The sequence below is a fragment of the Chelativorans sp. M5D2P16 genome (genome assembly GCF_034427935.1).
GTDB lineage: Bacteria > Pseudomonadota > Alphaproteobacteria > Rhizobiales > Rhizobiaceae > Chelativorans.
The window spans coordinates 1-20,130 of record NZ_JAXQNM010000003.1 but is presented as its reverse complement, the minus strand read 5'-3'; the positions used below and the strand labels follow the sequence as shown (position 1 = coordinate 20,130).

Genomic DNA, 20,130 nt, shown 5'->3' with positions numbered 1-20,130 from the left:
AGTATTTCCGGCAGCGTGTCACGACCTAAGCCAGATGAGCAGCGGGCACCATAACTGCCCACCTCACTTGGCCTACGAAAGACAAACTCCGCTCCCTAAGACAGAGAAGTCCTTGAAGCCGGAAACAGGGGAAGGTTATGCTAGAAGATCGCGGCACACAAGAGAAAAAATTCAGCGTTTTACATTGCAGTGCAGCAATGATTTGGTGCGACGCGAAATCCCCGGAAAATTATTGCTTCAACTTGAAAAAACTTGGCGCAAGCGCGTGTTTTTCTTGCGAAACCCGAAGGAGGCCACTTTCTGCAGGTGAAAAGGAGAGTGCTTACATGGACTGCGCGCTTGTAAACTTTCCGCATCGGCGCGAAACGGCTTGACGGGGCCGCCGACTTGTTCCCATGCTGCCCTCTAGCGGAGGATGATGATGAAGAAACGCACGGGAATGCAGGCAATCCTCTTCAGCCTGCCGGCCATACTTCTGCTGCCGGGCGCTTCGGCGCAGGCGGCCAACAGCTATCCCACGGTCGCGGTCGCCGATTACGTGCTCGGCTGCATGATCGCCAACGGGCAAACGCGCGAGACGCTGGAGCGATGTTCGTGTTCGATCGACGTCATCTCCACGATCATCCCGTACGAGGAATACGAGGCGGCCGAGACGTTCCAGCGGATGGGACAACTCCCCGGCGAGAAAGGGGTGATCTTCCGCCAGACGGCACCGGCCAGGAACACGACGGCCAACCTCAGGCGCGCTCAGGCCGAGGCGGACATGCGCTGCTTCTGACCCAGGACGGCAATGCACGTCTGCGGCCACCCGGCGGTCTCAACGGTGCTCGGGGAACCTTTCCCTGAAGGAACGCAGGAGATCCTCCATCGTCTGCGGCTTGCGGTATTCCCGCGGCAGGCGGACGAGAAAGGTGCCGAGAACCCGGGCCGGTCCCGGCGAAAGCACGATGATGCGGTCCGACAGCATCAGTGCCTCGCGCAGGTTGTGCGTGACCATCAGCGCCGTCGTGCGGCGCGCGGACCAGACGGACAGCAGGAGATGGCGCAACCTTTCGGCCGTCCGCTCGTCGAGCGAGACGAAGGGTTCGTCGAGGAAAAGGACGGCCGGCTCGGTGGCGAAGGCCCGCGCCAGAGCCGCGCGACGGGCCAGCCCCAGCGAAAGCTCCGCCGGGTAGAGCGCACGCACCGCGGTCAGCCCTAGGCTCCGGAACAGGGAATCGAGGTCCTTGTCGCGTTCCTTTCCGGGCAGGACGAGGCGCACGTTTTGCTCCACCGTGCGCCAGGGAAGAAGCGTGGGCTCCTGGAAGACGGCGGCGACCCGCCCGTCGCTGCCGTCGGGGAGCCGGAACGTGCCGGAGAATTCCTTGTCGAGGCCGAGAAGGACGCGCAGCGTGGTCGTCTTGCCGCAGCCAGACGGGCCGAGGAGGCACGCAAACTCCCCTTCCGGGACTTCGAAGGACAGGTCGCGGATCGCCACCAGCGGCACGCCCTCGGCGGAACGGAATGCCTTTTCGGCGATGTCGACCTTAAGCGGGCTTTCCGCGCCAACGGGTGGAGTATCGTTCAAAGGGCTGCACCAGGAGTAATTCGACCACAAGCATGATGGCGACGAAGGCCAGCGTGTAGGCCAGAATCGACGCCACGTCGAAGAGCTGGAAATAAAGGTGGATCTGGAACCCCACGCCGTTCGGCCGGCCGAGCAGCTCGACCACCAGGACGATCTTCCAGATGAGCGCGATGCCGGAGCGGGCGGCGGCCGCGAAATAGGGCTGAAGCTGGGGAGCGAGGATATGGCGGACGCGGTCGAACGGCCCCAGCCGGTAGACGGCGGCCATCTCCGCGTAGCGCGGCTCCAGCGCCCGCGCGCCCTCGCGCATCGTCACCACCACATTGGGAATCTTGTTGACGGCGACCGCCCCGATGGCGGCGATCTCGTTGAGGCCGAACCAGATATAGGCGAGCACGATGACGACAAGCGCGGGGATGTTGAGGAACAGCACCACCCAGGCGTTGAAGAAGCGGTCCGCGCGCCGGCTTATGCCCAGGAGCACGCCGACCACCGAGCCGATCCCCATAGCCAGGACGAAGGCGGCCGCCACGCGGCCGAGTGTCATGCCGAGATGGAAGAAGAGCTCGCCGCTTGCGGCTTGCCGGACGAGCGCGTCCCAGACCGCAGGCGGCGTCGGCAGCGCCCGGCTCGGCCAGGCGTTGGCGGCAAGCTGCCAGACGAGGCACAAGCCGGCAAGCGAGAGGAAAACGGTGAGCAGGTGAGACCGCGCCAGGGCCCGCAGGACACCCCGCGCGCCGCCCAGGGCCGTCCGTTCGCCCTGCAGTGCACCACGCACGAGCGTCATCGCATCACACCGGTCCAGTAGGTGCCGGGCGCCATGTCAGGGGAGGGTCCCACCAGCGCCTCCCCGCCGATCTGGGCTAGGATGTCGTAGAGCCTGGCCGCGTCGGCCTCTTCGTCGGATATCGGGCGCCTTGGGATGCCTTCGCGATAGCGCTCGCGCAGCTTTTCCAACTCCTTGCCCTGTGCACGCGCGAGCGGCGCCAGGCGCTGCCACTCTTCATCGGAGGTGGCGAGCAGTTCCTTCGCCGCCGCCGAGGCCCTGGCGAAGCCGGTGATGGCGGCAGTATTGCGGGCCGCCCAGGACTCGTGAAAAACGTAGCCGAGCGCCGAAACCTTGCCGGACGCACCGAGGGCGCGGATCGCATCGTCGGCGCCGAACAGGCGCCGGAAACCGTCCGCCTCGAGTCGCGCGCAGTAGTGCCAGAAGTTCAGCACCGCATCGAGCTCGCCCTGCATCGCCTTTTCCGCCAGCAGCGGCGGCGCGCCGTAGACGAGCTCGTTTTCGCCGGCCAGATCGAGATCGTGGTCGCGGCGGGCGACCGCCCGGATGAGAAGCCAGCTTTTGTCCAGCGGACCGCCGGCAATGCCGATTCTCCGGCCCTTCAGGTCGGCGAGCGTGGTGAGCGGGGAGTCCTCCCGCACCATGATCGCCCCCACGGCGGCGGAATAGGGCAGCAGCGTGAGATCGTCGCCCATCGCCCGCTGGCGCGACACCCACAGCCAGTCGGAGACGATGATGTCGACTTCGCCTGCCAGCATGGCGACGTTCGAGGCGTCCTCCCCGGCGAAATGGACGATGTCGAGATCGATGCCGTTCTCTATATCGAAGCCATGATGCTTGATCGTGTCGAGCGCCCAGCTCACCGTGCCGAATTTCAGCACGCCCACCCGGACCCTCTCGGCCGCGGCTGCCGGATACGGCCGGAGTGCGAGACCCGCCTGTGCGGCAAGCGCAAGCGCCAGATAAAGAACATCGCGTCGCGAATACATGCGCCGTCTTCCTCCCCGTCGTCGGCGTATCTTAGAGGCTCTTAGGGACCCTGGATGAGGGGTGTGCCGGCCTGCCGCGTCGAAGGCCTTGCCGGTACATATCATGCCGGCCGCGTTCTTCTTCCGACATCCGGCCTTCCATGCCCAACGCAGCCTCCGTCCAAAGTCCGTAACAGCCTCTAGATGTCCGTGTACTCTGGGACCGAGCAGTGCCAGCGTACGACCCGGAACTCGGGATGATCCTCGGTCCATTGCGCTATATAGATCGGGGCGCGCAGCATGCATTGCATCATCGAGCCCGTGTGCTCGAAGTAGATGTGCTCGGTGCGACACGCATTCGCGTTTGCCACCAGGCAAACCGTCAGAACGAGATCAATCAGGCTCAATTGGCACCTCTGGGTTGATCACGCAGTCAAGCCCATGCGCCTCCGCGCTATGCGGAGGGCGCCACGGTTTCCCACGGTGCCCGGGCGGGAAACCGATCTCAAAATAAGCTACGCGCAAGGTATCACGGCGTCAACACGCTCGGCACACGCTCCGAACCCCTCCTCATCTTGTTGACTTCCTGGCCCCGCAAGCTAGCCTGCCATATAGTGCTGCCACACCTCGACGCCCGGCGCGAGGGGTGCGGACGGACACGACCCGGGCACCATAACCAGGGCACCTAGAAAAACCGAGGAAATGCCTATGCGATTCATTGCACTCGTTTTGCCGGTCATGGCGCTGGCCGGCCCTGTTCATGCCCAGGATGCCGAAGCCGGGAAGCAGGCCTTCACCCAATGCATGGCCTGTCACAATGTGGAAGACGACAGGAACAAGGTCGGCCCCACGCTGATGGGTGTGATGGGCAGAACCGCGGGCGCGGTCGAGGGGTACAGATACTCCACCGCCATGGTCGAGGCCGGAGAAAACGGCCTCGTCTGGGACGAGGAGAGCATGTCAGAGTTCCTCAAGAATCCGCGTGAGGTGGTGCCGGGCACCAAGATGGCGTTTCCCGGTCTCAAGGATGACGAGGTGGTCGCCAACGTGATCGCCTATATCGCTCAATTCTCCGAATGAATTTTCACTTCGGCCGCCGCCTCCGCGCGGCGGCCCTCAATGCCGCCGCCCGGTATCAAGCCGCGCTGCGCATGTGCCGCAGCGCCGCCGGCAGGTCCGCAAGACCTTCGCACACAAGATCGGCATCCAGCTCTTCGACCGGCACACGCGTATAGCCCCCACGCATCACGACGACGGGAACGCCGGCCGCGCGCGCGGCGGCGACGTCGGTCGCACTGTCACCGACCATCAGCGCCTCTTCCGGCGGGACGCCGAGCTGTTCCAGTGCGAAGAGCAACGGGTCCGGCGACGGCTTTCCACGGACCACGGCGTCGCCGCCGACGATCGCACCGAACCGTTCGGCAAGATGGAAATGCAGGAGGATGGAACGGGCCGCAAGTTGCGGTTTGTTGGTGACGAGACCGAGACGGATGCCGGAGGCGTGCAGTTGGGCAAGCGTCTCCGCCGCGCCCGGCATGAGCTCGGTCAGGCCGGTCAGGTGCCGCGCATAGATGCCGGCCATGGCGCGGTTGGCCTCCTCCAGCCGATCCTGCGAAAGTGGCACGCCAGAGGCGGCGAAGGCGCGCTCGACCAGTTTCTTGACGCCTTCGCCGATCATGGACCTGACCTGGGTAAGCGTCAGCGGCGGCAGGCCGTAGAGCTCGAGCAGTTCATTGGCGGCGGCGGTGATGTCGGGTGCCGAATCGATCAGCGTTCCGTCAAGGTCGAATAGGACGGCCCGGGGCTGTCCGTCGAAAACATTCCTGCCCATGATCAATCGGCGCTCCTTCCTTCAGGGGAAAAACAGATGAAGCCCCGTCGCCCGAAAGGCATGCTGGGGCGCAATCGCGACGGGGATAAGGCGGACCCCGGCGGCCATCAAATCGAAGGCGGCTTACGCCGCCTCCCGCAGTCCATCCCGCGCCGCCTGGCGCAGGGCGTCCATATTGCTCCGGTAAGCCTCCGCAGTACCGCCGCGGAAAACGGCCGAGCCGGCCACCAGCACATTGGCGCCGGCGGCGGCCACCGCACCCGCGGTCTCCGGCGCGATACCGCCATCGACCTGAATGTCGATCGGGCGGTCGCCGACCATGGCGCGCACGCGGCGGATCTTGTCCAGCACCGCCGGGATGAAGGCCTGTCCGCCGAAGCCGGGGTTGACGGTCATCAGGAGAATGAGGTCGAGCCGGTCGAGCACATATTCGATCACGCTTTCGGACGTCCCGGGATTGAGTGAGACGCCGGCCCTCTTGCCGAGCGCCTTGATCGCTTGCAGCGAGCGGTCGAGATGCGGGCCGGCCTCGGCATGAACGGTGATGATGTCGCAGCCGGCTTCCGCGAAGGCGGCGATGTAGGGATCGGCCGGCGCGATCATCAGATGGCAGTCGAACACCTTGTCCGTGCGGCCGCGGATCGCCTTCACGACCGGTGGGCCGAAGGTGATGTTGGGCACGAAATGGCCGTCCATCACGTCGAGATGGATCCAGTCCGCGCCGGAGCGGGCCACCGCTTCGACCTCTTCGCCAAGGCGGGAAAAGTCCGCCGAAAGCACCGACGGCGCAATGATGGTTTGCCTCGTCATGTCGTCTCCTGCGCTTGCGCCTCGAAGACGCGGCTCGCCCGGATGTCCTCATCCGAGATGGTCGAAAGGGCGTCGGCGCCGACGGGCCCGTCCGCGGTCTGGAACAGTCGGTTCGCCTGGCGCAGCCGCGCGCGGTCGAGCGCATTGCGGATCGAGCGCGCGTTGGCGAAGTGCGGCTGCTGCCTTCGCCTGCGGATATAATCGCGCATGGCCTTCAAGCCGGTTTCATCGAAACGGTAACTCTGCTGCTCCAGCATCTTCTCCGCAATCCGGACCAGTTCCTCGCTCTCATAATCGGGAAAATCGATGTGGTGGGCAATACGCGAGCGGAAACCCGGATTGCTCTCGAAGAAGCGATCCATGCGGCTGCCGTAACCGGCCAGGATGACGACCAGATCGTCTCGCTGGTTCTCCATCACCTGCAGCAGGATCTCGATCGCTTCCTGTCCGTAGTCGCGCTCGTTCTCGGGTCGGTAAAGGTAATAGGCCTCGTCGATGAACAGGACGCCGCCCATCGCCTTCTTGAGGATCTCCTTCGTCTTCGGCGCGGTATGGCCGATATATTGCCCCACCAGATCGTCGCGCGTCACCGAGACGAGGTGGCCCTTGCGGATATAGCCGAGCCTGTGGAGCAGATCGGCCATCCTCAGCGCCACGGTCGTCTTGCCAGTGCCGGGATTGCCGGTGAAGCTCATATGCAACGTCGGCGTATCGTGGGCGAGCCCCATGCTGCGACGGGCGCGCTCGACGAGCAGAAGCGCCGCCGTCTCGCGGATACGCTTCTTCACCGGCGCCAGGCCGATCAGGTCGCGGTCGAGCTCGGCCAGCACATCCTTGACGCCGGAAGCCTCGAACTCCGCGTGCAGATCGACAGCGGTGGGAAGTTCTTGCGGTGTCTCTTCGGTGATTGCTGCTGCCGACATGGAAATCTCCTGCCTTTCGGGTGCAGTTGTCGTTGTTCATGTTCGCGGCTTGCGGCCGCGAGCCGGGATCCATTCCGTGACACGGCCATGTTTCGGAATGGACCCGGACAGCCTCCGCTACCGCTCCGTCTTCCTGGATGACGTGCGGGGAGGGGTTCACGCGTACCTGTTTCCCGCCGGGCGGTCCGCCGCGTAGGGCTTCGTCGTGTAGCGGAGCATGCGGCCGCCGATCTCCTCGCGCTCCAGCCGGTAGCCCGGCTCCTCAGCCGGCCGGTTGACGATGAAGGAGAGCTTCACCGACTCCCATCCATGAGTAGCGTCGAATGCCACCACGCGGATGTAGCGGTCGCCATAGACCTTGCGGCACTGATCGAGCTCCATGATGAGCGCGGCCGCGTCCGGGTTGTCGAACATCGGATGGCCCCACATGTCCCAATAGGTGTTGCGGGGGTGCGGATCGTCCGTGAACTCCAGGCTCACGGCCCAGCCATTGTCGATGCAGTACTGCACCTGTGCCCGGATCTGGTCTTCGGTCAGATCGGGGAGGAATGAGAAGGCTCCTTGTGTCACGCGCATGATCGTGTTCTCCATCTTCTTGAATTGGACCGGATCACTTCATCTGCGTCCGGTGCGTTCGGCTCTCTCGGCAGCCGCGTTGCGGCTGCCCGGGGTGGCGCGGCCAGGCGGCGGGCCGAAGGGCCACGGCGGCGTTCCTCTCCCACGTGAACGGTGAGAGGATCAGGGCCAGCGTGAGCGCAATCAGGAACGTCGCCATGGTCACTACGCCGCTGCGGTTGCGACCGGGACGAAGTCCGGCGAGTCGGTCGAAGCGTAGTTGAAGGTGACGTCCTTCCAGGTCTCGAGCGCCTGCTTGAGCGGCAGGCAGTGGCGCGCCGCAGCCTCCAGGATCTCCGGCCCTTCGTTGACGTAGTCGCGGCCTTCGTTGCGGGCCATGATCATCGCCTCCAGCGCCACGCGGTTTGCCGTCGCGCCCGCGGCGATCCCCATCGGATGGCCGATCGTGCCACCGCCGAACTGGAGCACCACATCCTCGCCCAAAAGGTCGAGGAGCTGGTGCATCTGGCCGGCATGGATGCCGCCCGAGGCCACCGGCATCAGCTTGTTGAGCGATGCCCAGTTCTGGTCGAAGAAGATGCCGTTTTCGAGCCGCATCGGATTGAACTCCTCGCGGCAGACGTCGTAGTAGCCCTTCGTCGTCGCCGGATCGCCTTCGAGCTTGCCGACCACGGTTCCCGCGTGGATGTGGTCGACGCCGGCAAGCCGCATCCACTTGGCGATGACGCGGAAGGAAACGCCGTGGCTCTTCTGCCGGGTGTAGGTCGAGTGGCCTGCGCGGTGCAGGTGCAGGACCATGTCGTTCTTGCGCGCCCACTTCGCCATCGACTGGATGGCGGTGTAGCCGATCACGAGATCGATCATGACGATGCAGGAGCCGAGCTCCTTCGCCAGTTCCGCGCGCTCGTACATGTCCTCCATGGTGGCGGCGGTGACGTTGAGATAGGTTCCCTTGACCTCGCCGGTTTCGGCCTGCGCCTTGTTAACCGCCTCCATGCAGTAGAGGAACCGGTCGCGCCAGTGCATGAAGGGCTGCGAGTTGATGTTCTCGTCATCCTTGGTGAAGTCGAGCCCGCCCTTCAGCGCCTCGTAGACGACGCGGCCATAGTTGCGGCCAGACAGGCCCAGCTTCGGCTTGACCGTCGCGCCGAGCAGCGGCCGGCCGAACTTGTCGAGCCGCTCGCGCTCGACCACGATCCCGGTCGCCGGGCCCTGGAAGGTTTTCACATAGGCCACCGGCAGGCGCATGTCCTCGAGCCGCAGCGCCTTCAGGGGCTTGAAGCCGAAGACGTTGCCGATGATCGACGCCGTCAGGTTGGCGATGGAGCCCGGCTCGAACAGGTCGAGATCGTAGGCGATGTAGGCGAAGTACTGGCCCGGCGCGTTGGGAACCGGATCGACGCGGTAGGCCTTGGCGCGGTACTTCTCGCAGGCCGTCAGCCGGTCGGTCCACACCACCGTCCAGGTGGCCGTCGAGGATTCGCCCGCTACCGCCGCCGCCGCCTCGATCGGATCGACGCCGTCCTGCGGCGTGATCCGGAAGAGGGAGATGATATCCGTGTCCTTCGGCTCGTAGTCAGGCTCCCAATAGCCCATCTTCTTGTATTGCATGACGCCGGCTTTGTAGCGCTCGGCTCCGGTGACGGTCTTTGTGGTGTCTGCCATGGCACTGGTCCTCTTCTTGTGTCGGTCGCTTGCTCAGGCGGCCTTGGCGGTTGCGATTTGCGGATCGAGCTGGCCGGCGGCATAGCGCTTGGCCATCTCGTCCAGGGGGATCACCTTGATCTTCGCGGCGCGGCCGGCCGTGCCGAAGCGCTCGAAGCGGTCGCGGCACAGATCGCGCAGCGCGTCCATCGCCGGCTTCATGAACTTGCGCGGGTCGAACTCGGCCGGGTTCTCCGTCGCGATGCGGCGGAACTGCCCGGTCATCGCCATGCGGCAGTCGGTGTCGATATTCACCTTACGCACCCCGTGGCGGATGCCACGCTCGATCTCCTCGACCGGCACGCCGTAGGTCTGGGGCATCTCGCCGCCATGGCGGTTGATCACGTCCTGCAGCTCCTGCGGCACGGAGGAGGAGCCGTGCATGACGAGATGCGTGTCGGGCAGCTTCTCGTTGATCGACTCGATCACATGCATGGCCAGGATGTCTCCGTCCGGCCGGCGCGTGAACTTGTAGGCGCCGTGCGAGGTGCCGCAGGCGATCGCCAGCGCGTCCACATGCGTAGCGGTGACGAAATCCACCGCCTGGTCGGGATCGGTGAGCAGCTGGTCGTGCGAGAGCTTGCCTTGTGCGCCGTGCCCGTCCTCGGCCTCACTCTCACCAGTCTCCAGCGAACCGAGCACGCCCAGCTCGCCCTCGACCGAGGCGCCGACCCAGTGGGCCATGCGGGCCACGCGCCCGGTGATCTCGACATTGTAGTCGTAGCTCGCAGGCGTCTTCGCGTCCGCCGTCAGCGAGCCGTCCATCATCACCGAGGTGAAGCCATGCCGGATGGCGGAAAGGCAGGTGGCTTCGTCATTGCCGTGATCCTGATGCAGGCAGATCGGGATCTCCGGATACATCTCGGAAAGCGCCTGGATCATCCGCGAAAGCATGATGTCGCCGGCGTACGAACGCGCCCCGCGCGAGGCCTGCATGATGACCGGCGCATCGCAGGCCCTGGCCGCCTCCATGATGGCGAGGCCCTGCTCCATATTGTTGATGTTGAACGCCGGCACGCCGTAGCCGTGTTCGGCGGCGTGGTCGAGCAATTGTCTGAGCGTAATCAGCGCCACGGTCAGGCCTCCTCTGTCATCGTTTCGTTTGCGCCGCACGATGCGTGCATGCAGCCAGATCCCATGCATCGCGGCACGAACCGTCGGTCCCTTCTCACGGGACGAGCCGCAGGGCCGCCTCGGTCACGGCTGCCTCAGTGATGTTGAAATGCCGGTAGAGGTCGCCCGCCGGCGCGCTGGCGCCGAAACCTTCCATGCCGATGAAGGCGCCGTTCTCGCCGATCCAGCGGTCCCAGCCGAGCCGCGCGGCGGCCTCCACCGCGACGCGCGGCGCCGTGCCCAGCACGGCCCTGCGGTATTCGGCATTCTGCTCGGCAAACAATTCCCAGCAGGGCATGGAGACCACCGCCGCCTCGACGCCGTGGTCGGTGCGCATGCGGCCGGCTGCGGCCAGCGCAATTTCCACCTCCGAACCGGTGGCGAGCAAGGTGATAGCCCTTTCGCCGCCTGCCTCGCGCAGCACATAGGCGCCGCGCGCCGAAAGGTTGCCGTTGCCACCGTCCGGGCGCACCGCCGGCAGGCCCTGGCGCGACAGCACGAGCACGCTCGGCCGGTCTTCGCTCCTGAGCGCCAGTTCCCAGCACTCGGCGGTCTCGACGATATCGGCGGGCCGGAAGACGTTCAGGTTCGGCGTCGCCCGCAGCATCGCCAGGTGCTCGATCGGCTGGTGCGTCGGTCCGTCCTCGCCGAGGCCGATGGAATCGTGCGTCATTACGTAGATTACGCGCTGGCGCATCAGGGCCGACAGGCGCATCGCGCCGCGCGCATAGTCGGCAAAGCACACGAACGTGCCGCCATAGGGGATAAGCCCGCCATGGAGCGCGATACCGTTCATGGCCGCGGCCATGGCGTGCTCGCGGATGCCGTAATGGATGTAGCGGCCCGAATAGTCACCCGGCGCGACGGAGCGCAAGCCCTTGGTCACCGTCAGGTTCGAATGTGTGAGGTCGGCCGAGCCGCCGACGGTCAGGCCGGTCGCCTCGTTGATGACCGAAAGCACCATCTCGGAAGCCTTGCGTGTCGCCACCTTGGTGGCCTTCTGCGCATGGTCGGCCCGGAAGGCGCGAATGGCCTCGAACACGGATTCGGGCAGGGCGCCGGCGATAGCCTTGGAGAAGGCTGCGCGAGACGGGGAGGCGGCAAGCCTGCCCTCCCATGCCTCGCGCGCCTTCTTCCCGCGCACTCCCACCTCACGCCAATTGGTGATGATCTCCTGCGGCACGACGAAGGGCGGGTACGGCCAGCCGATATTCTCGCGCGTGGCGGCGACCTCGTCCTCGCCCAACGGCGCGCCGTGGGTCTTTTCCGAGCCCTCCAGATTGGGCGCGCCCTTGCCGATGGTGGTGCGGCAGGCGATCAGCGACGGCCGGTCGTCCGCCCTGGCGCGCTCGATGGCGGCGGCGACAGCCTCTGGGTCGTGGCCGTCCACCGCCTGAATTTGCCAGCCAGCGGCGGCAAACCGCGCCGGCTGGTCCATCGATGTCGACAGGGAAGTGGGGCCATCGATGGAAATTGAGTTGTCGTCCCAGAAAACGATCAGCCGGCTAAGCCGGAGATGTCCGGCGAGGTCTATGGCCTCGTGGCTGATCCCTTCCTGCAGGCAGCCGTCGCCGGCGATCACATAGGTGTCGTGGTCGACCAGGTCGGCACCGAAGCGTGCGGCCATCATGCGCTCGGCAAGCGCCATGCCGACGGCGGTCGCGATCCCCTGGCCGAGCGGGCCGGTGGTTGTCTCGATGCCCAGCGCATGGCCGTATTCGGGATGGCCGGCCATGCGGCTGCCAAGCTGGCGGAAGCGCTTCAGCTCTTCCATCGGCATGTCCTGATAGCCGATGAGATGATGCAGCGCGTATTGCAGCATCGAGCCGTGGCCGGCCGACAGCACGAAGCGGTCGCGGTCCGGCCAGTCCGGGCGGGCCGGATCGAGCTTGATGAAGCGGGTGAAGAGCACGGTCGCCACATCCGCCATGCCCATCGGCATGCCGGGATGGCCGGACTTCGCCTTCTGGACGCTGTCCATCGCAAGCGCGCGGATCGCGTTGGCCATGTCGCGCTCGGAAACGGCGGCGGAGGCGGCGGTCTGGACGGCTGCTTGATGGGTCATCGTCTCCTCCTCAGGACACGCGCCTCTGGCGCTCGATCAGTTGCAGGATGTGGGGCGTGAGGATGAGCTGCATCGCCAGATCCAGCTTGTTGCCCGGCACGACGATGGAGTTTGCCCGCGACATGAAGGAATCGTGGATCATCGACAGGAGATACGGGAAGTCGATGCCGCGCGGGTTGGCGAAACGGATGACAAGCATCGATTCGTCCGGCGTCGGGATCCAGCGCGCGATGAAGGGGTTCGACGTGTCGACGATCGGCACGCGCTGGAAGTTGATGTCGGTCTCGGTGAATTGCGGCGTGATGTAGCGGACATAGTCCGGCATGCGCCGCAGAATCAGGTCCATCACCGCCTCGACGGAATAGCCGCGCGCTTCCCGGTCGCGGTGGATCTTCTGGATCCATTCCAGATTGATCACCGGCACGACGCCGATCTTCAGGTCGCAATACTTGGCGAGGTTCAGCTTGTCCGTGACGACGCAGCCGTGCAGGCCCTCGTAGAAGAGAAGCTGGCTCGGCGGGAAATCGCGCCACTCGGTGAAGGTGCCCGGCGGGGTGCCGTACTGCTCGGCCTCCTGCGCGTCGTGCACATAGGTGCGCGTGCGCCCCGTGCCGCGGCGGCCATATTCCTCGAAAACGGATTCCAGGGTCTCGAGCTCATTGGCCTCGACATTGAAATGGGTGAAGTTGGGATTGCCGTTTTCGGCCTCCTCCGCGACCTTCTTCTTCATCGCCTCGCGGTCGTAGCGATGGAAGGCGTCGCCCTCGATGAAGGCGGCCTCGATCTTCTCGCGGCGGAAGATCTGCTCGAAGGTCCTCTTGACCGAGGTGGTTCCCGCACCCGATGAGCCCGTGACGGAGATGATGGGATGACGTGCCGACATGATTGCCTCCCTCAGGCGCGCAGGAGGCCGCGGCGGCCGAAAAGCGGCGCGCGCTCGGCGATCATGCTGGGTTCTGCCTGATAGCGTGTAACCCGAGCCACCTCCTCGGCGGAGCCGAAGACGAAGGGCACGCGCTGGTGCAGGCTTTCGGGCGTAAGGTCGAGGATGCGCGTCATCACGTTGGTTGCCGCGCCGGCGGCCTGCTCGACCAGGAAGGCGACCGGGTTCGCCTCATAGACGAGGCGCAAACGCCCGTTGTGGTAGCCCTTCCTCTCGTCGGCGGGATAGAGATAGATGCCGCCGCGCATCAGGATGCGGTAGCACTCGGCCACCATGGAGGCGTTCCAGCGCATGTTGAAGTTCGCCTCGCGCGGACCCTCGCTGCCCTTCAGGCAGTCATCGACATAGAGGCGCACGCCGCCGTCCCAGTGACGGTAGTTCGACATGTTGATGGCGAACTCGCGGGTGCGCTGTGGGATGACCGGGCTCTCGGGCGCCTGGACGAAGGTACCGAGGCGCGCGGAATGGACGAAGATATGCGTGCCGCTGCCGAGCGTCAGCACCAATGCCAGCTGCGGCCCGTAGATGAAGAAACCGGCCGCGACCTGCCTGCTCCCCGGCTGGAAAAAAAGGGCGGCCGGGTCTTCACCCGGCACGCCAGCTGCGGGGAGAAGAGAAAAGATGGTCCCGATGGAAACGTTCGTGTCGATGTTCGAGGAGCCGTCGACGGGGTCGATGGCGATGGCAAGCGGGGCGGTGCCGTCAAGGCGGACGGCGTTTTCCTGCTCCTCGGAGGCGTAGACCGCCACCGGTGCGTTGCGGCAGGCCTCCAGGAAGAGCTGGTCGGCATAGACGTCCAGTCCCTTCTGGTCGTCGCCGTCGCCGTGGGAGCCGCGCTTGGCGCGCAATTCCGTCCCCAGCGGGCCCTGGTTGATCGCATGGCGGACTTTCAGGGCCGCCGCGGCAAGCTGGTGCACGACGGCCACCACGGCCGGCCGGACGCTATCCTGCTGAAGGGCGTAGGAACTCAGAAACGCATCGAGCGTGGCGGTCAACGCTAAGTCCTCCTCTTGGCGACCCGCTCTCGGATCGGCTTCAGGAGAGCAGCGCCGCGATGTTAAGTACACTTTAATTACTTTACGGACGTACTAAATTTTGCTTATGTTATGACATGCGAAACCTCACTCTGAGACAGTTGCGGACCCTTCAGGCGATTGCGGAACACGGCAAAATCGTCAATGCAGCCAAGGCGTTAGGGCTCACCGCGCCGGCCGTCACCATCCAGCTTCGCCAGCTTGAGGAGGAACTCGGCCTGGAGCTCTTCGACCGCACCGCGACGGGGATGCGTCCCACTGCCGCAGGGCTCGTCGCCACCGACGCTGCCCAGGCGATCGAGGAACGGCTGCGGCTGATGGTCGACGCGATCGACGCGATCAAGGGCGTGCGCGCCGGCAGCTTAAGGCTCGGCGTGGTCTCGACGGCGAAATATTTCGCGCCGCGCATGATGGCGGCCTTTATGCGGGAGCATCCCGATATCGAGATGCACCTTCTGGTCGGCAACCGCGCCGAGACGATCGACAACCTGAAGAGCCACGCCGTCGACGTCGCCCTGATGGGCCGCCCGCCAAAGGGGGGCGTGCCGGTGGAAGCCGTGCCGTTCGGGGACCATCCGCTGGTGATCGTCGCGCCGCCGGACCATCCGTTGGCGGACGTCCACGACATCCCCAAGAAGCGCATCGCGGGCGAGAACTTCCTGATCCGCGAGCGCGGCTCGGGCACGCGCATCTCGCTGGAGATATTCTTCAGCGACATTCCCGGCCGGGTGGATAATCTCGGGCTGGAGATGGACTCCAACGAGACCATCAAGCAGGCGGTGATGGCCGGGCTCGGCATCGCCTTCATCTCCGCCCATACGATCGAGGCCGAGGTGGAGGCCGGCAGGCTGGTCATTCTCGACGTGGCGGGTCTGCCGATTCGCCGGCAATGGTTCGCGGTCAGGCGCTCCGACCGGAGCATCTCGCCGACCATGGCCGCATTCCACGATTTCCTCACGCGCAAGGGCGCAGCGCAACTGCCGCTGGTCGGCAAGCTCTATCCCGCCGATGCCGTCTCACCCACCGTTTGAGGGCGCGAGAAGCGTGGCGACCGTGTTGGCGAGCCGGTAAAGCCGCTGCTCAATCAGGGTCGGCACCTCGCAGACATAGGTCAGCGATTGCGCGCGTTCCTGATAGACCCGTGTCTGGAAATCGAGCTGCCGGACGCGTTCGGCCACCGCTTGCGGATCGGCGTCCGGGTCCTTACGCAGCCGGTCGACCGCGTCCGTCTGCTGGCGCAGCGCGTCGGCCATGCGCACCTGTTTGCGCGTGTAGCGCTCGATCCCGGCCATCACCTCCGAACGTTCCGAATCCATCTGATCGAACAGGCCGCGCACCAGCTTGAACAGGCGCTCCTCGCGCTTGTCCTCGGAGACTTGCCCGGCAAAATCGCGGATCTGCTGTTGTGCCTCTTCGAGCGGCACGCGCCGCTGGGCGACATCCGTCACCAGGGCGGAAACCTCCGGATCCTCCTGCCAGTTCTCGGCCGCTTCGGGCAGTTGCGGCCCGTTCCAGATCTGCGGCAGCGAAAGCTGCGGCACCTTGCGCTGCACGCAGGGCCAGAATCCATCCGCCTGTTCCTCGAACGACAGGGCCGGGGCCGCGATCGTCATCGCCAGGCCGGCGATGGCCAAGCGGTTTGCAAGCCGTTTCCAGCACATCAGGCATTTCCTCCCGTTTCCTGTTTCCGGTTCATGAGCCCGCGCGAGGGGTCGTAGGCGATGATCGCGCCGACGAGAAAGACGGCCGTGAACCCGATGACGACGGCGAGCGAGGTCCACTCCACCTCCTGGTAGAAGGCGAAGCGGATCAGCTCGACCACATAGGTGAAGGGGTTGGCGAGACAGATCTTGTACAAGAGCGGGCTCGATTCCTGCACGCGCCACAGCGGATAGAGCGCGGAGGAGGCGAAATACATGGGAAAGATCACGAAGTTCATGATGCCGGAGAAATTCTCGAGCTGCTTGATGAGCGAGGACAAAAGCATGCCGAGCGAGCCCAGCATCAACCCCGACAGAAACAGCGCCGGCAGTGCGAAGAGATAGCCGAGTGGCGGCGGCTTGACGCCCCAGAACCAAGCAATCGCCAGGAAGACGTAGACCTGGGCAATCGCGACGGTGACCCCGGCGAGAAGCTTGGAGACAAGCAGATACCAGCGCGGGAAGGGGCTGACGAGCAGGGTGCGCATGTTGCCCATCTCGCGGTCGTAGACCATCGACAGCGAGGACTGCATGCCGCTGAAGAGCAGGATCATGCCGGCCAGGCCGGGGGTGATGTAGACCTCGTAGAGGACATAGGTCTTGTAGGGCGGCACGATGGACACGCCCAGCACCTGCCGGAAACCGGCGGCGAAGATGAAGAGCCAGATCAGCGGCCGCACGAGAGAGGCGACGAAACGCTCGCGCTGGTGCAGGAAGCGCAACCCCTCGCGCACCAGAATGCCCCTGAGGCAGACGAGATAGTTGCGCAGGCCGAAGCGCTCTGCGGGCAGGGGGGTGGCGGCTGCCGATTCCTTCGCCGGTGTGCTCATGGCGAATGCTCCTCCCGCTGGAAGCCGGCCCGGCACAGATGCGAGAAGGCTCCTGCGATATCCGCCGTGCCCGTCGCCTTCACCACATCGGCGACCGGTCCCTTGGCCGTCACCTTACCCGCGCTCAGCACCACCGCATCATCACCTTGTTCGACCTCGTCGATCAGATGGGTCGCCCACAAGACGCTGATGCCGTCCCTGTTCACAAGCCTGCGGATAAAGGCCAGGATGGCGGCACGCGACTGGATGTCGAGCCCCACGGTGGGCTCGTCGAGAAGCATGAGCCGCGGCTCGTGCAGCAGCGCGCGGGCGATCTCGACGCGGCGCATCTGGCCGCCCGACAGGCTGCGCGCCTTGTCGCCGAGGCGGTCGCTCATCTCGACCGTCTCCAGGACGGAAGCGATGCGCCGGCGCGCTGCGCCCGCGCCAATGCCGTGCAGCGAAGCGTGGTAGGCGAGATTCTGCCGCACGGTGAGGTCGAGGTCCAGCGTGCGCGCCTGGAAGACGATGCCGAGACGCCTCAGCGCCTCGCGCGGGGAGCGCCCGATCTCATGGCCGAAAATGCGGATTGCCCCCTTTTGCGTGGCGTAAAGCCGGCTGATCAGCGAGAAGAGCGTCGTCTTGCCCGCGCCGTTGAGCCCGAGAAGCACCGTGAAGCGCCCCGGCGGAATCGCGAAGCTCACATCGTCCAGCGCTTGGCTGCGGCCGTAGGTGTGGCTCACCGCCTCGACCGCGAGCGCCGCCACCGTGTCCGGTCCGTTTCCCGCCTGTGCATGCCGCACGCCTAAGCCTCCCTTCGCACCTTCCCCCGGACGCTACTTAATCACAATCGTGCCCTTCATGCCTCTGTCTTCAAGGTCTGGGACGGACCATGTGAAGAAGCCTGGTCTTGCGGCGACGAACTGGACCTGGATGGTGCCTGGGGCGTCGAATTCGAGCCAGGCGGGGGCGCCGTTCATGTGCACTTCCAGGTCCTCGATGACGATCTGGTTCATCCACACATTGCGGAAGAGGTCGGTGAAGAACTTGTATTCCAGCCGCCCCTTCGACGTGATCTGCCAGCGATAGGCCTGGCCGGCCACCAGCTCGAAGTTCTGCCGGTTGACGGCGAAGTCGTCGTCGGGCGCGCCCAGCACCAGCTCCGGCACGTCCTTGCTCGATAGCGTGATCTCCGGGCCGTCGTCGTCATCGTCGTCGTCCTGCGCCCAGGCGAGGCCCTGCGGCAGCAGCGCAAGGCTTGCCGCCAGGAGCAATGTCGCCAGCTTCTTCATGGGTCTTCCTCCCTCCGCTTGTGTGATCATTCCGGCGCCACCACCACGCCCCAGGGCTGCTGGCCCACCGTCACCGACTGCACCGGCTCGTCGCTCGCCACGTCGATGAAGGTCACGTCGTTGGAGATGCCGTTGGTGCTGATGACCATCGCCTGGTCCGGCGTGAAGGCGAGCTGCCACACGCGCTGGCCGACCAGGATGTAGTCGAGCACCTCGTAGGTTTTCGTGTCGACCACTGCCACCCGGTTGGCCGGGCCGAGCGCCACATAGGCCTTGGTGCCGTCCCTGGTGATGCGCACCCCCACCGGCTGGATCGATTCCGGCCTCAGACCCGGGATCTCGAAGGTGATCTTGTGCTTGATCTCGCGGCTCTCGTTGTCGATCACCGACACCGTGCCGCCGATCTCCGCGCTCACCCACACCTCCGCCCCGTCGGGCGTGAACTCGGCGAAGCGCGGGCGCGAATCGACCAGCACGTTGTCGGTGATCTCGTGGCTCTCCGTGTCGATGAAATGCGCCATGTTGGTGGTCTCCGAGGTGTTGACCAGCGTCCTGCCGTCGGGGCTGATGCCCATCCCCTCCGGCTCCACCCCGACCGGGATCTCGGTCACCACGCTGCGGTTCTCGATGTCGATCACGGTCACCAGATTGTCGTCCTCGTTGGCCACATAGAGCGTCTTGCCGTCGGGCGACAGCACGAACAGCTCCGGGTCCGGCCCCGACGGCAGCGTGCCGACGATCCGGTGCGTCTCCGTGTCGATGATCTCCACCGTGTCGTCGTCGCTGGCGCACAGATAGATGAACCTGCCGTCATGGGAGATGGTGATGCCGCGCGGGCGCTGGCCGGTCTCGATGGTCTCGACCACCGCCATCGTCTCGGTGTCGATGACGCTGACGGTGTTGCCCCGCTCGTTCGACACATAGGCCATGGTGGCCGAAGCCGGCGTGGCGAGCGCCGCCGCCAGCGCGGCGCCGGCGAGCGCGGACAGGGTTCTATGCATGCAGGCTCCTCCCGATCGGTGAAAAACTAGTCAAGCACGCAGCGCGTCTCCGGCCGGTCGACGCCCAGCGTGTCGAGCTCGGAGACCTGGTGCAGGAAACCCTCCTGCGGCGAGGTCGACACCACCGAACGCCCGTCGCCCAGAAAGATCGGCTGGCGCAATTGCTGGTTCCAGTCGCGGTAGGTCAGCTTCTGGCCGCGGAAGGCGGCCACCGCGAAATCGTCGGAACGGATGAAGGCGGCCACCTCTTCAGGATCGCCGCTGCCCGTGCGCGTCACCGCCTCGCCGATCGAGCGCGCCGCCGTCCAGGCCGACATGTCCTTCGACACCATGCGCCGGCCGATCCTGTCCGCGAACCGGTTCTGGATCTGCGTGCCGCCCCATTGCTCGCTCGCCGGGTGCCAGGCCGAGGGCACCAGCCCCGCCGTGCCGGCCACCGGCCGCGGCACCCAGGTGCGGTAGGGCAGATAGGTGCCGAACACCTCGCTCTCGTCGGCCACCAGCACCACGTCGTGCTCCGGCAGCCCTTGCGTGAAGACCGGCATCTCGCGCTGGATCTGGGTGACGCCCGAATCGGCGCGCCGCGCCGTGCCGCGGTCCTCGTAGAGCTTCTCGGCCACGATCTCGCCGCCGAAGCGTTCCGCCGCCCGCTTGAGGGCCTCGGCGAACAGCCGGTCCGGCGCGTGCGAGCCGTGGATCAGCACCCAGCGCCGCCACTGCTTCCACATCAGATACTGCGCCAGCCCGTCGGCCAGCATCGAGCGCGTCGGCGCCGTGTGGAAGACGTTCGCCCGGCATTCCTCCTCGCGCAGAATGTCATCCGGCGCCCCGACATTGAACAGGATCACGCCGGCTTCGGCCGCCAGATCGGCGATCGAGACGAGCTGTTCGGCCGAGACGTCCGTCAGCACGAACCGGTTGCCGTTCTCCACCAGCCCGCGAAAGGCCTCCCTCGCATTCGCCCCCGGCGCGATCTCGCGCACTTCCAACGCAAATTCCTGGCCGAG

At 65.5% G+C, this 20,130-nt stretch carries 22 protein-coding genes; 3 read left to right on the top strand and 19 right to left on the bottom strand.

The annotated features are described in order from the left end of the window. The first annotated feature begins 421 nt into the window (after positions 1–421). The gene (locus SIN08_RS00885) at positions 422–778 is read left to right on the top strand and encodes a hypothetical protein (protein ID WP_322449589.1); all 357 of its coding nucleotides are present in this window, start codon (positions 422–424) and stop codon (positions 776–778) included. A 39-nt stretch (positions 779–817) separates the two neighbouring features. Here the strand turns inward: SIN08_RS00885 and SIN08_RS00880 are convergent, their stop codons facing one another. The 4 genes from SIN08_RS00880 to SIN08_RS00865 form a co-directional block, all read right to left on the bottom strand. Beyond that, positions 818–1,567: an ABC transporter ATP-binding protein gene (locus tag SIN08_RS00880; protein ID WP_322449588.1), complete on the bottom strand. Its 750-nt coding sequence runs from the start codon at positions 1,565–1,567 to the stop codon at positions 818–820. Beyond that, positions 1,527–2,354 carry an ABC transporter permease gene (locus tag SIN08_RS00875; protein ID WP_322449587.1) on the bottom strand — a complete coding sequence of 276 codons (828 nt, stop codon included), beginning with the start codon at positions 2,352–2,354 and terminating at the stop codon, positions 1,527–1,529. Before SIN08_RS00875 ends, SIN08_RS00880 begins: the two co-directional genes overlap by 41 nt. Continuing rightward, positions 2,351–3,343: an ABC transporter substrate-binding protein gene (locus SIN08_RS00870; protein ID WP_322449586.1), complete on the bottom strand. Its 993-nt coding sequence runs from the start codon at positions 3,341–3,343 to the stop codon at positions 2,351–2,353. Before SIN08_RS00870 ends, SIN08_RS00875 begins: the two co-directional genes overlap by 4 nt. A 179-nt stretch (positions 3,344–3,522) precedes the next feature. Beyond that, positions 3,523–3,729, bottom strand: a complete 207-nt coding sequence (locus SIN08_RS00865; RefSeq protein ID WP_322449584.1) for a hypothetical protein — start codon at positions 3,727–3,729, stop codon at positions 3,523–3,525. A 301-nt stretch (positions 3,730–4,030) separates the two neighbouring features. Between SIN08_RS00865 and SIN08_RS00860 the strand changes: the two genes are divergently transcribed. Continuing rightward, the gene (locus tag SIN08_RS00860) at positions 4,031–4,402 is read left to right on the top strand and encodes a cytochrome c family protein (protein WP_322449583.1); all 372 of its coding nucleotides are present in this window, start codon (positions 4,031–4,033) and stop codon (positions 4,400–4,402) included. A 55-nt stretch (positions 4,403–4,457) separates the two neighbouring features. Here SIN08_RS00860 and gph read toward each other — a convergent pair whose 3' ends face one another. The 9 genes from gph to SIN08_RS00815 all read right to left on the bottom strand — a co-directional run bounded on the left by gph (position 4,458) and on the right by SIN08_RS00815 (position 14,282). Beyond that, positions 4,458–5,153: a phosphoglycolate phosphatase gene (gene gph, locus SIN08_RS00855; RefSeq protein ID WP_322449582.1), complete on the bottom strand. Its 696-nt coding sequence runs from the start codon at positions 5,151–5,153 to the stop codon at positions 4,458–4,460. A 123-nt stretch (positions 5,154–5,276) separates the two neighbouring features. Then, a complete protein-coding gene (gene rpe / locus SIN08_RS00850; RefSeq protein WP_322449580.1) occupies positions 5,277–5,963 on the bottom strand; it encodes a ribulose-phosphate 3-epimerase in 687 nt (228 codons plus the stop codon). After that, positions 5,960–6,886: a CbbX protein gene (cbbX, locus tag SIN08_RS00845; protein WP_322449578.1), complete on the bottom strand. Its 927-nt coding sequence runs from the start codon at positions 6,884–6,886 to the stop codon at positions 5,960–5,962. The genes rpe and cbbX overlap by 4 nt, the downstream gene beginning before the upstream one ends. 156 nt (positions 6,887–7,042) lie before the next feature. Further along, a complete protein-coding gene (locus tag SIN08_RS00840) occupies positions 7,043–7,462 on the bottom strand; it encodes a ribulose bisphosphate carboxylase small subunit (protein ID WP_322449577.1) in 420 nt (139 codons plus the stop codon). Between the two features lie 204 nt (positions 7,463–7,666). Then, positions 7,667–9,127 (bottom strand): form I ribulose bisphosphate carboxylase large subunit, encoded by a 1,461-nt coding sequence (locus SIN08_RS00835; RefSeq protein ID WP_322449576.1) that lies wholly within the window; start codon positions 9,125–9,127, stop codon positions 7,667–7,669. A 33-nt stretch (positions 9,128–9,160) separates the two neighbouring features. Further along, positions 9,161–10,240 (bottom strand): class II fructose-bisphosphate aldolase, encoded by a 1,080-nt coding sequence (fba, locus tag SIN08_RS00830; RefSeq protein ID WP_322449575.1) that lies wholly within the window; start codon positions 10,238–10,240, stop codon positions 9,161–9,163. 94 nt (positions 10,241–10,334) lie between these two features. Next, a complete protein-coding gene (tkt, locus tag SIN08_RS00825) occupies positions 10,335–12,344 on the bottom strand; it encodes a transketolase (protein ID WP_322449574.1) in 2,010 nt (669 codons plus the stop codon). 10 nt (positions 12,345–12,354) lie between these two features. Then, positions 12,355–13,227, bottom strand: coding sequence for a phosphoribulokinase (locus SIN08_RS00820; RefSeq protein ID WP_322449573.1), 873 nt, complete (start codon positions 13,225–13,227; stop codon positions 12,355–12,357). An 11-nt stretch (positions 13,228–13,238) separates the two neighbouring features. Next, positions 13,239–14,282, bottom strand: coding sequence for a class 1 fructose-bisphosphatase (locus SIN08_RS00815; protein WP_322449572.1), 1,044 nt, complete (start codon positions 14,280–14,282; stop codon positions 13,239–13,241). A gap of 116 nt (positions 14,283–14,398) precedes the next feature. Between SIN08_RS00815 and SIN08_RS00810 the strand changes: the two genes are divergently transcribed. Further along, the gene (locus tag SIN08_RS00810; RefSeq protein ID WP_322449571.1) at positions 14,399–15,352 is read left to right on the top strand and encodes a LysR family transcriptional regulator; all 954 of its coding nucleotides are present in this window, start codon (positions 14,399–14,401) and stop codon (positions 15,350–15,352) included. On the opposite strand, the gene SIN08_RS00805 is transcribed toward SIN08_RS00810, so the two are convergent. The 6 genes from SIN08_RS00805 to SIN08_RS00780 form a co-directional block, all read right to left on the bottom strand. Next, positions 15,338–15,982 (bottom strand): hypothetical protein, encoded by a 645-nt coding sequence (locus SIN08_RS00805; RefSeq protein WP_322449570.1) that lies wholly within the window; start codon positions 15,980–15,982, stop codon positions 15,338–15,340. The genes SIN08_RS00810 and SIN08_RS00805 overlap by 15 nt on opposite strands. Continuing rightward, positions 15,982–16,851: an ABC transporter permease gene (locus SIN08_RS00800; RefSeq protein WP_322449569.1), complete on the bottom strand. Its 870-nt coding sequence runs from the start codon at positions 16,849–16,851 to the stop codon at positions 15,982–15,984. The genes SIN08_RS00805 and SIN08_RS00800 overlap by 1 nt, the downstream gene beginning before the upstream one ends. Continuing rightward, positions 16,848–17,633: an ABC transporter ATP-binding protein gene (locus tag SIN08_RS00795; protein ID WP_322449568.1), complete on the bottom strand. Its 786-nt coding sequence runs from the start codon at positions 17,631–17,633 to the stop codon at positions 16,848–16,850. Before SIN08_RS00795 ends, SIN08_RS00800 begins: the two co-directional genes overlap by 4 nt. Before the next feature lie 33 nt (positions 17,634–17,666). Beyond that, on the bottom strand, positions 17,667–18,122 hold the full coding sequence (locus tag SIN08_RS00790) for a hypothetical protein (protein ID WP_322449567.1): 456 nt from the start codon (positions 18,120–18,122) through the stop codon (positions 17,667–17,669). Positions 18,123–18,148: 26 nt separating this feature from the next. Further along, a complete protein-coding gene (locus tag SIN08_RS00785) occupies positions 18,149–19,123 on the bottom strand; it encodes a YVTN family beta-propeller repeat protein (protein WP_322449405.1) in 975 nt (324 codons plus the stop codon). Positions 19,124–19,149: 26 nt separating this feature from the next. Next, on the bottom strand, positions 19,150–20,130 hold a 981-nt coding region (locus SIN08_RS00780), incomplete at its 5' end, for an ABC transporter substrate-binding protein (RefSeq protein WP_322449566.1).

What these genes read in the sequence shown, in the direction of transcription:
- SIN08_RS00885 (WP_322449589.1), top strand. Translation starts at nt 422, where the DNA reads ATGAAGAAACGCACGGGAATGCAGGCAATCCTCTTCAGCCTGCCGGCC.
- SIN08_RS00875 (WP_322449587.1), bottom strand. Translation starts at nt 2,354, where the DNA reads ATGACGCTCGTGCGTGGTGCACTGCAGGGCGAACGGACGGCCCTGGGC.
- SIN08_RS00870 (WP_322449586.1), bottom strand. Translation starts at nt 3,343, where the DNA reads ATGTATTCGCGACGCGATGTTCTTTATCTGGCGCTTGCGCTTGCCGCA.
- SIN08_RS00860 (WP_322449583.1), top strand. Translation starts at nt 4,031, where the DNA reads ATGCGATTCATTGCACTCGTTTTGCCGGTCATGGCGCTGGCCGGCCCT.
- gph (WP_322449582.1), bottom strand. Translation starts at nt 5,153, where the DNA reads ATGGGCAGGAATGTTTTCGACGGACAGCCCCGGGCCGTCCTATTCGAC.
- rpe (WP_322449580.1), bottom strand. Translation starts at nt 5,963, where the DNA reads ATGACGAGGCAAACCATCATTGCGCCGTCGGTGCTTTCGGCGGACTTT.
- cbbX (WP_322449578.1), bottom strand. Translation starts at nt 6,886, where the DNA reads ATGTCGGCAGCAGCAATCACCGAAGAGACACCGCAAGAACTTCCCACC.
- SIN08_RS00840 (WP_322449577.1), bottom strand. Translation starts at nt 7,462, where the DNA reads ATGCGCGTGACACAAGGAGCCTTCTCATTCCTCCCCGATCTGACCGAA.
- SIN08_RS00835 (WP_322449576.1), bottom strand. Translation starts at nt 9,127, where the DNA reads ATGGCAGACACCACAAAGACCGTCACCGGAGCCGAGCGCTACAAAGCC.
- tkt (WP_322449574.1), bottom strand. Translation starts at nt 12,344, where the DNA reads ATGACCCATCAAGCAGCCGTCCAGACCGCCGCCTCCGCCGCCGTTTCC.
- SIN08_RS00820 (WP_322449573.1), bottom strand. Translation starts at nt 13,227, where the DNA reads ATGTCGGCACGTCATCCCATCATCTCCGTCACGGGCTCATCGGGTGCG.
- SIN08_RS00810 (WP_322449571.1), top strand. Translation starts at nt 14,399, where the DNA reads ATGCGAAACCTCACTCTGAGACAGTTGCGGACCCTTCAGGCGATTGCG.
- SIN08_RS00805 (WP_322449570.1), bottom strand. Translation starts at nt 15,982, where the DNA reads ATGTGCTGGAAACGGCTTGCAAACCGCTTGGCCATCGCCGGCCTGGCG.
- SIN08_RS00800 (WP_322449569.1), bottom strand. Translation starts at nt 16,851, where the DNA reads ATGAGCACACCGGCGAAGGAATCGGCAGCCGCCACCCCCCTGCCCGCA.
- SIN08_RS00790 (WP_322449567.1), bottom strand. Translation starts at nt 18,122, where the DNA reads ATGAAGAAGCTGGCGACATTGCTCCTGGCGGCAAGCCTTGCGCTGCTG.
- SIN08_RS00785 (WP_322449405.1), bottom strand. Translation starts at nt 19,123, where the DNA reads ATGCATAGAACCCTGTCCGCGCTCGCCGGCGCCGCGCTGGCGGCGGCG.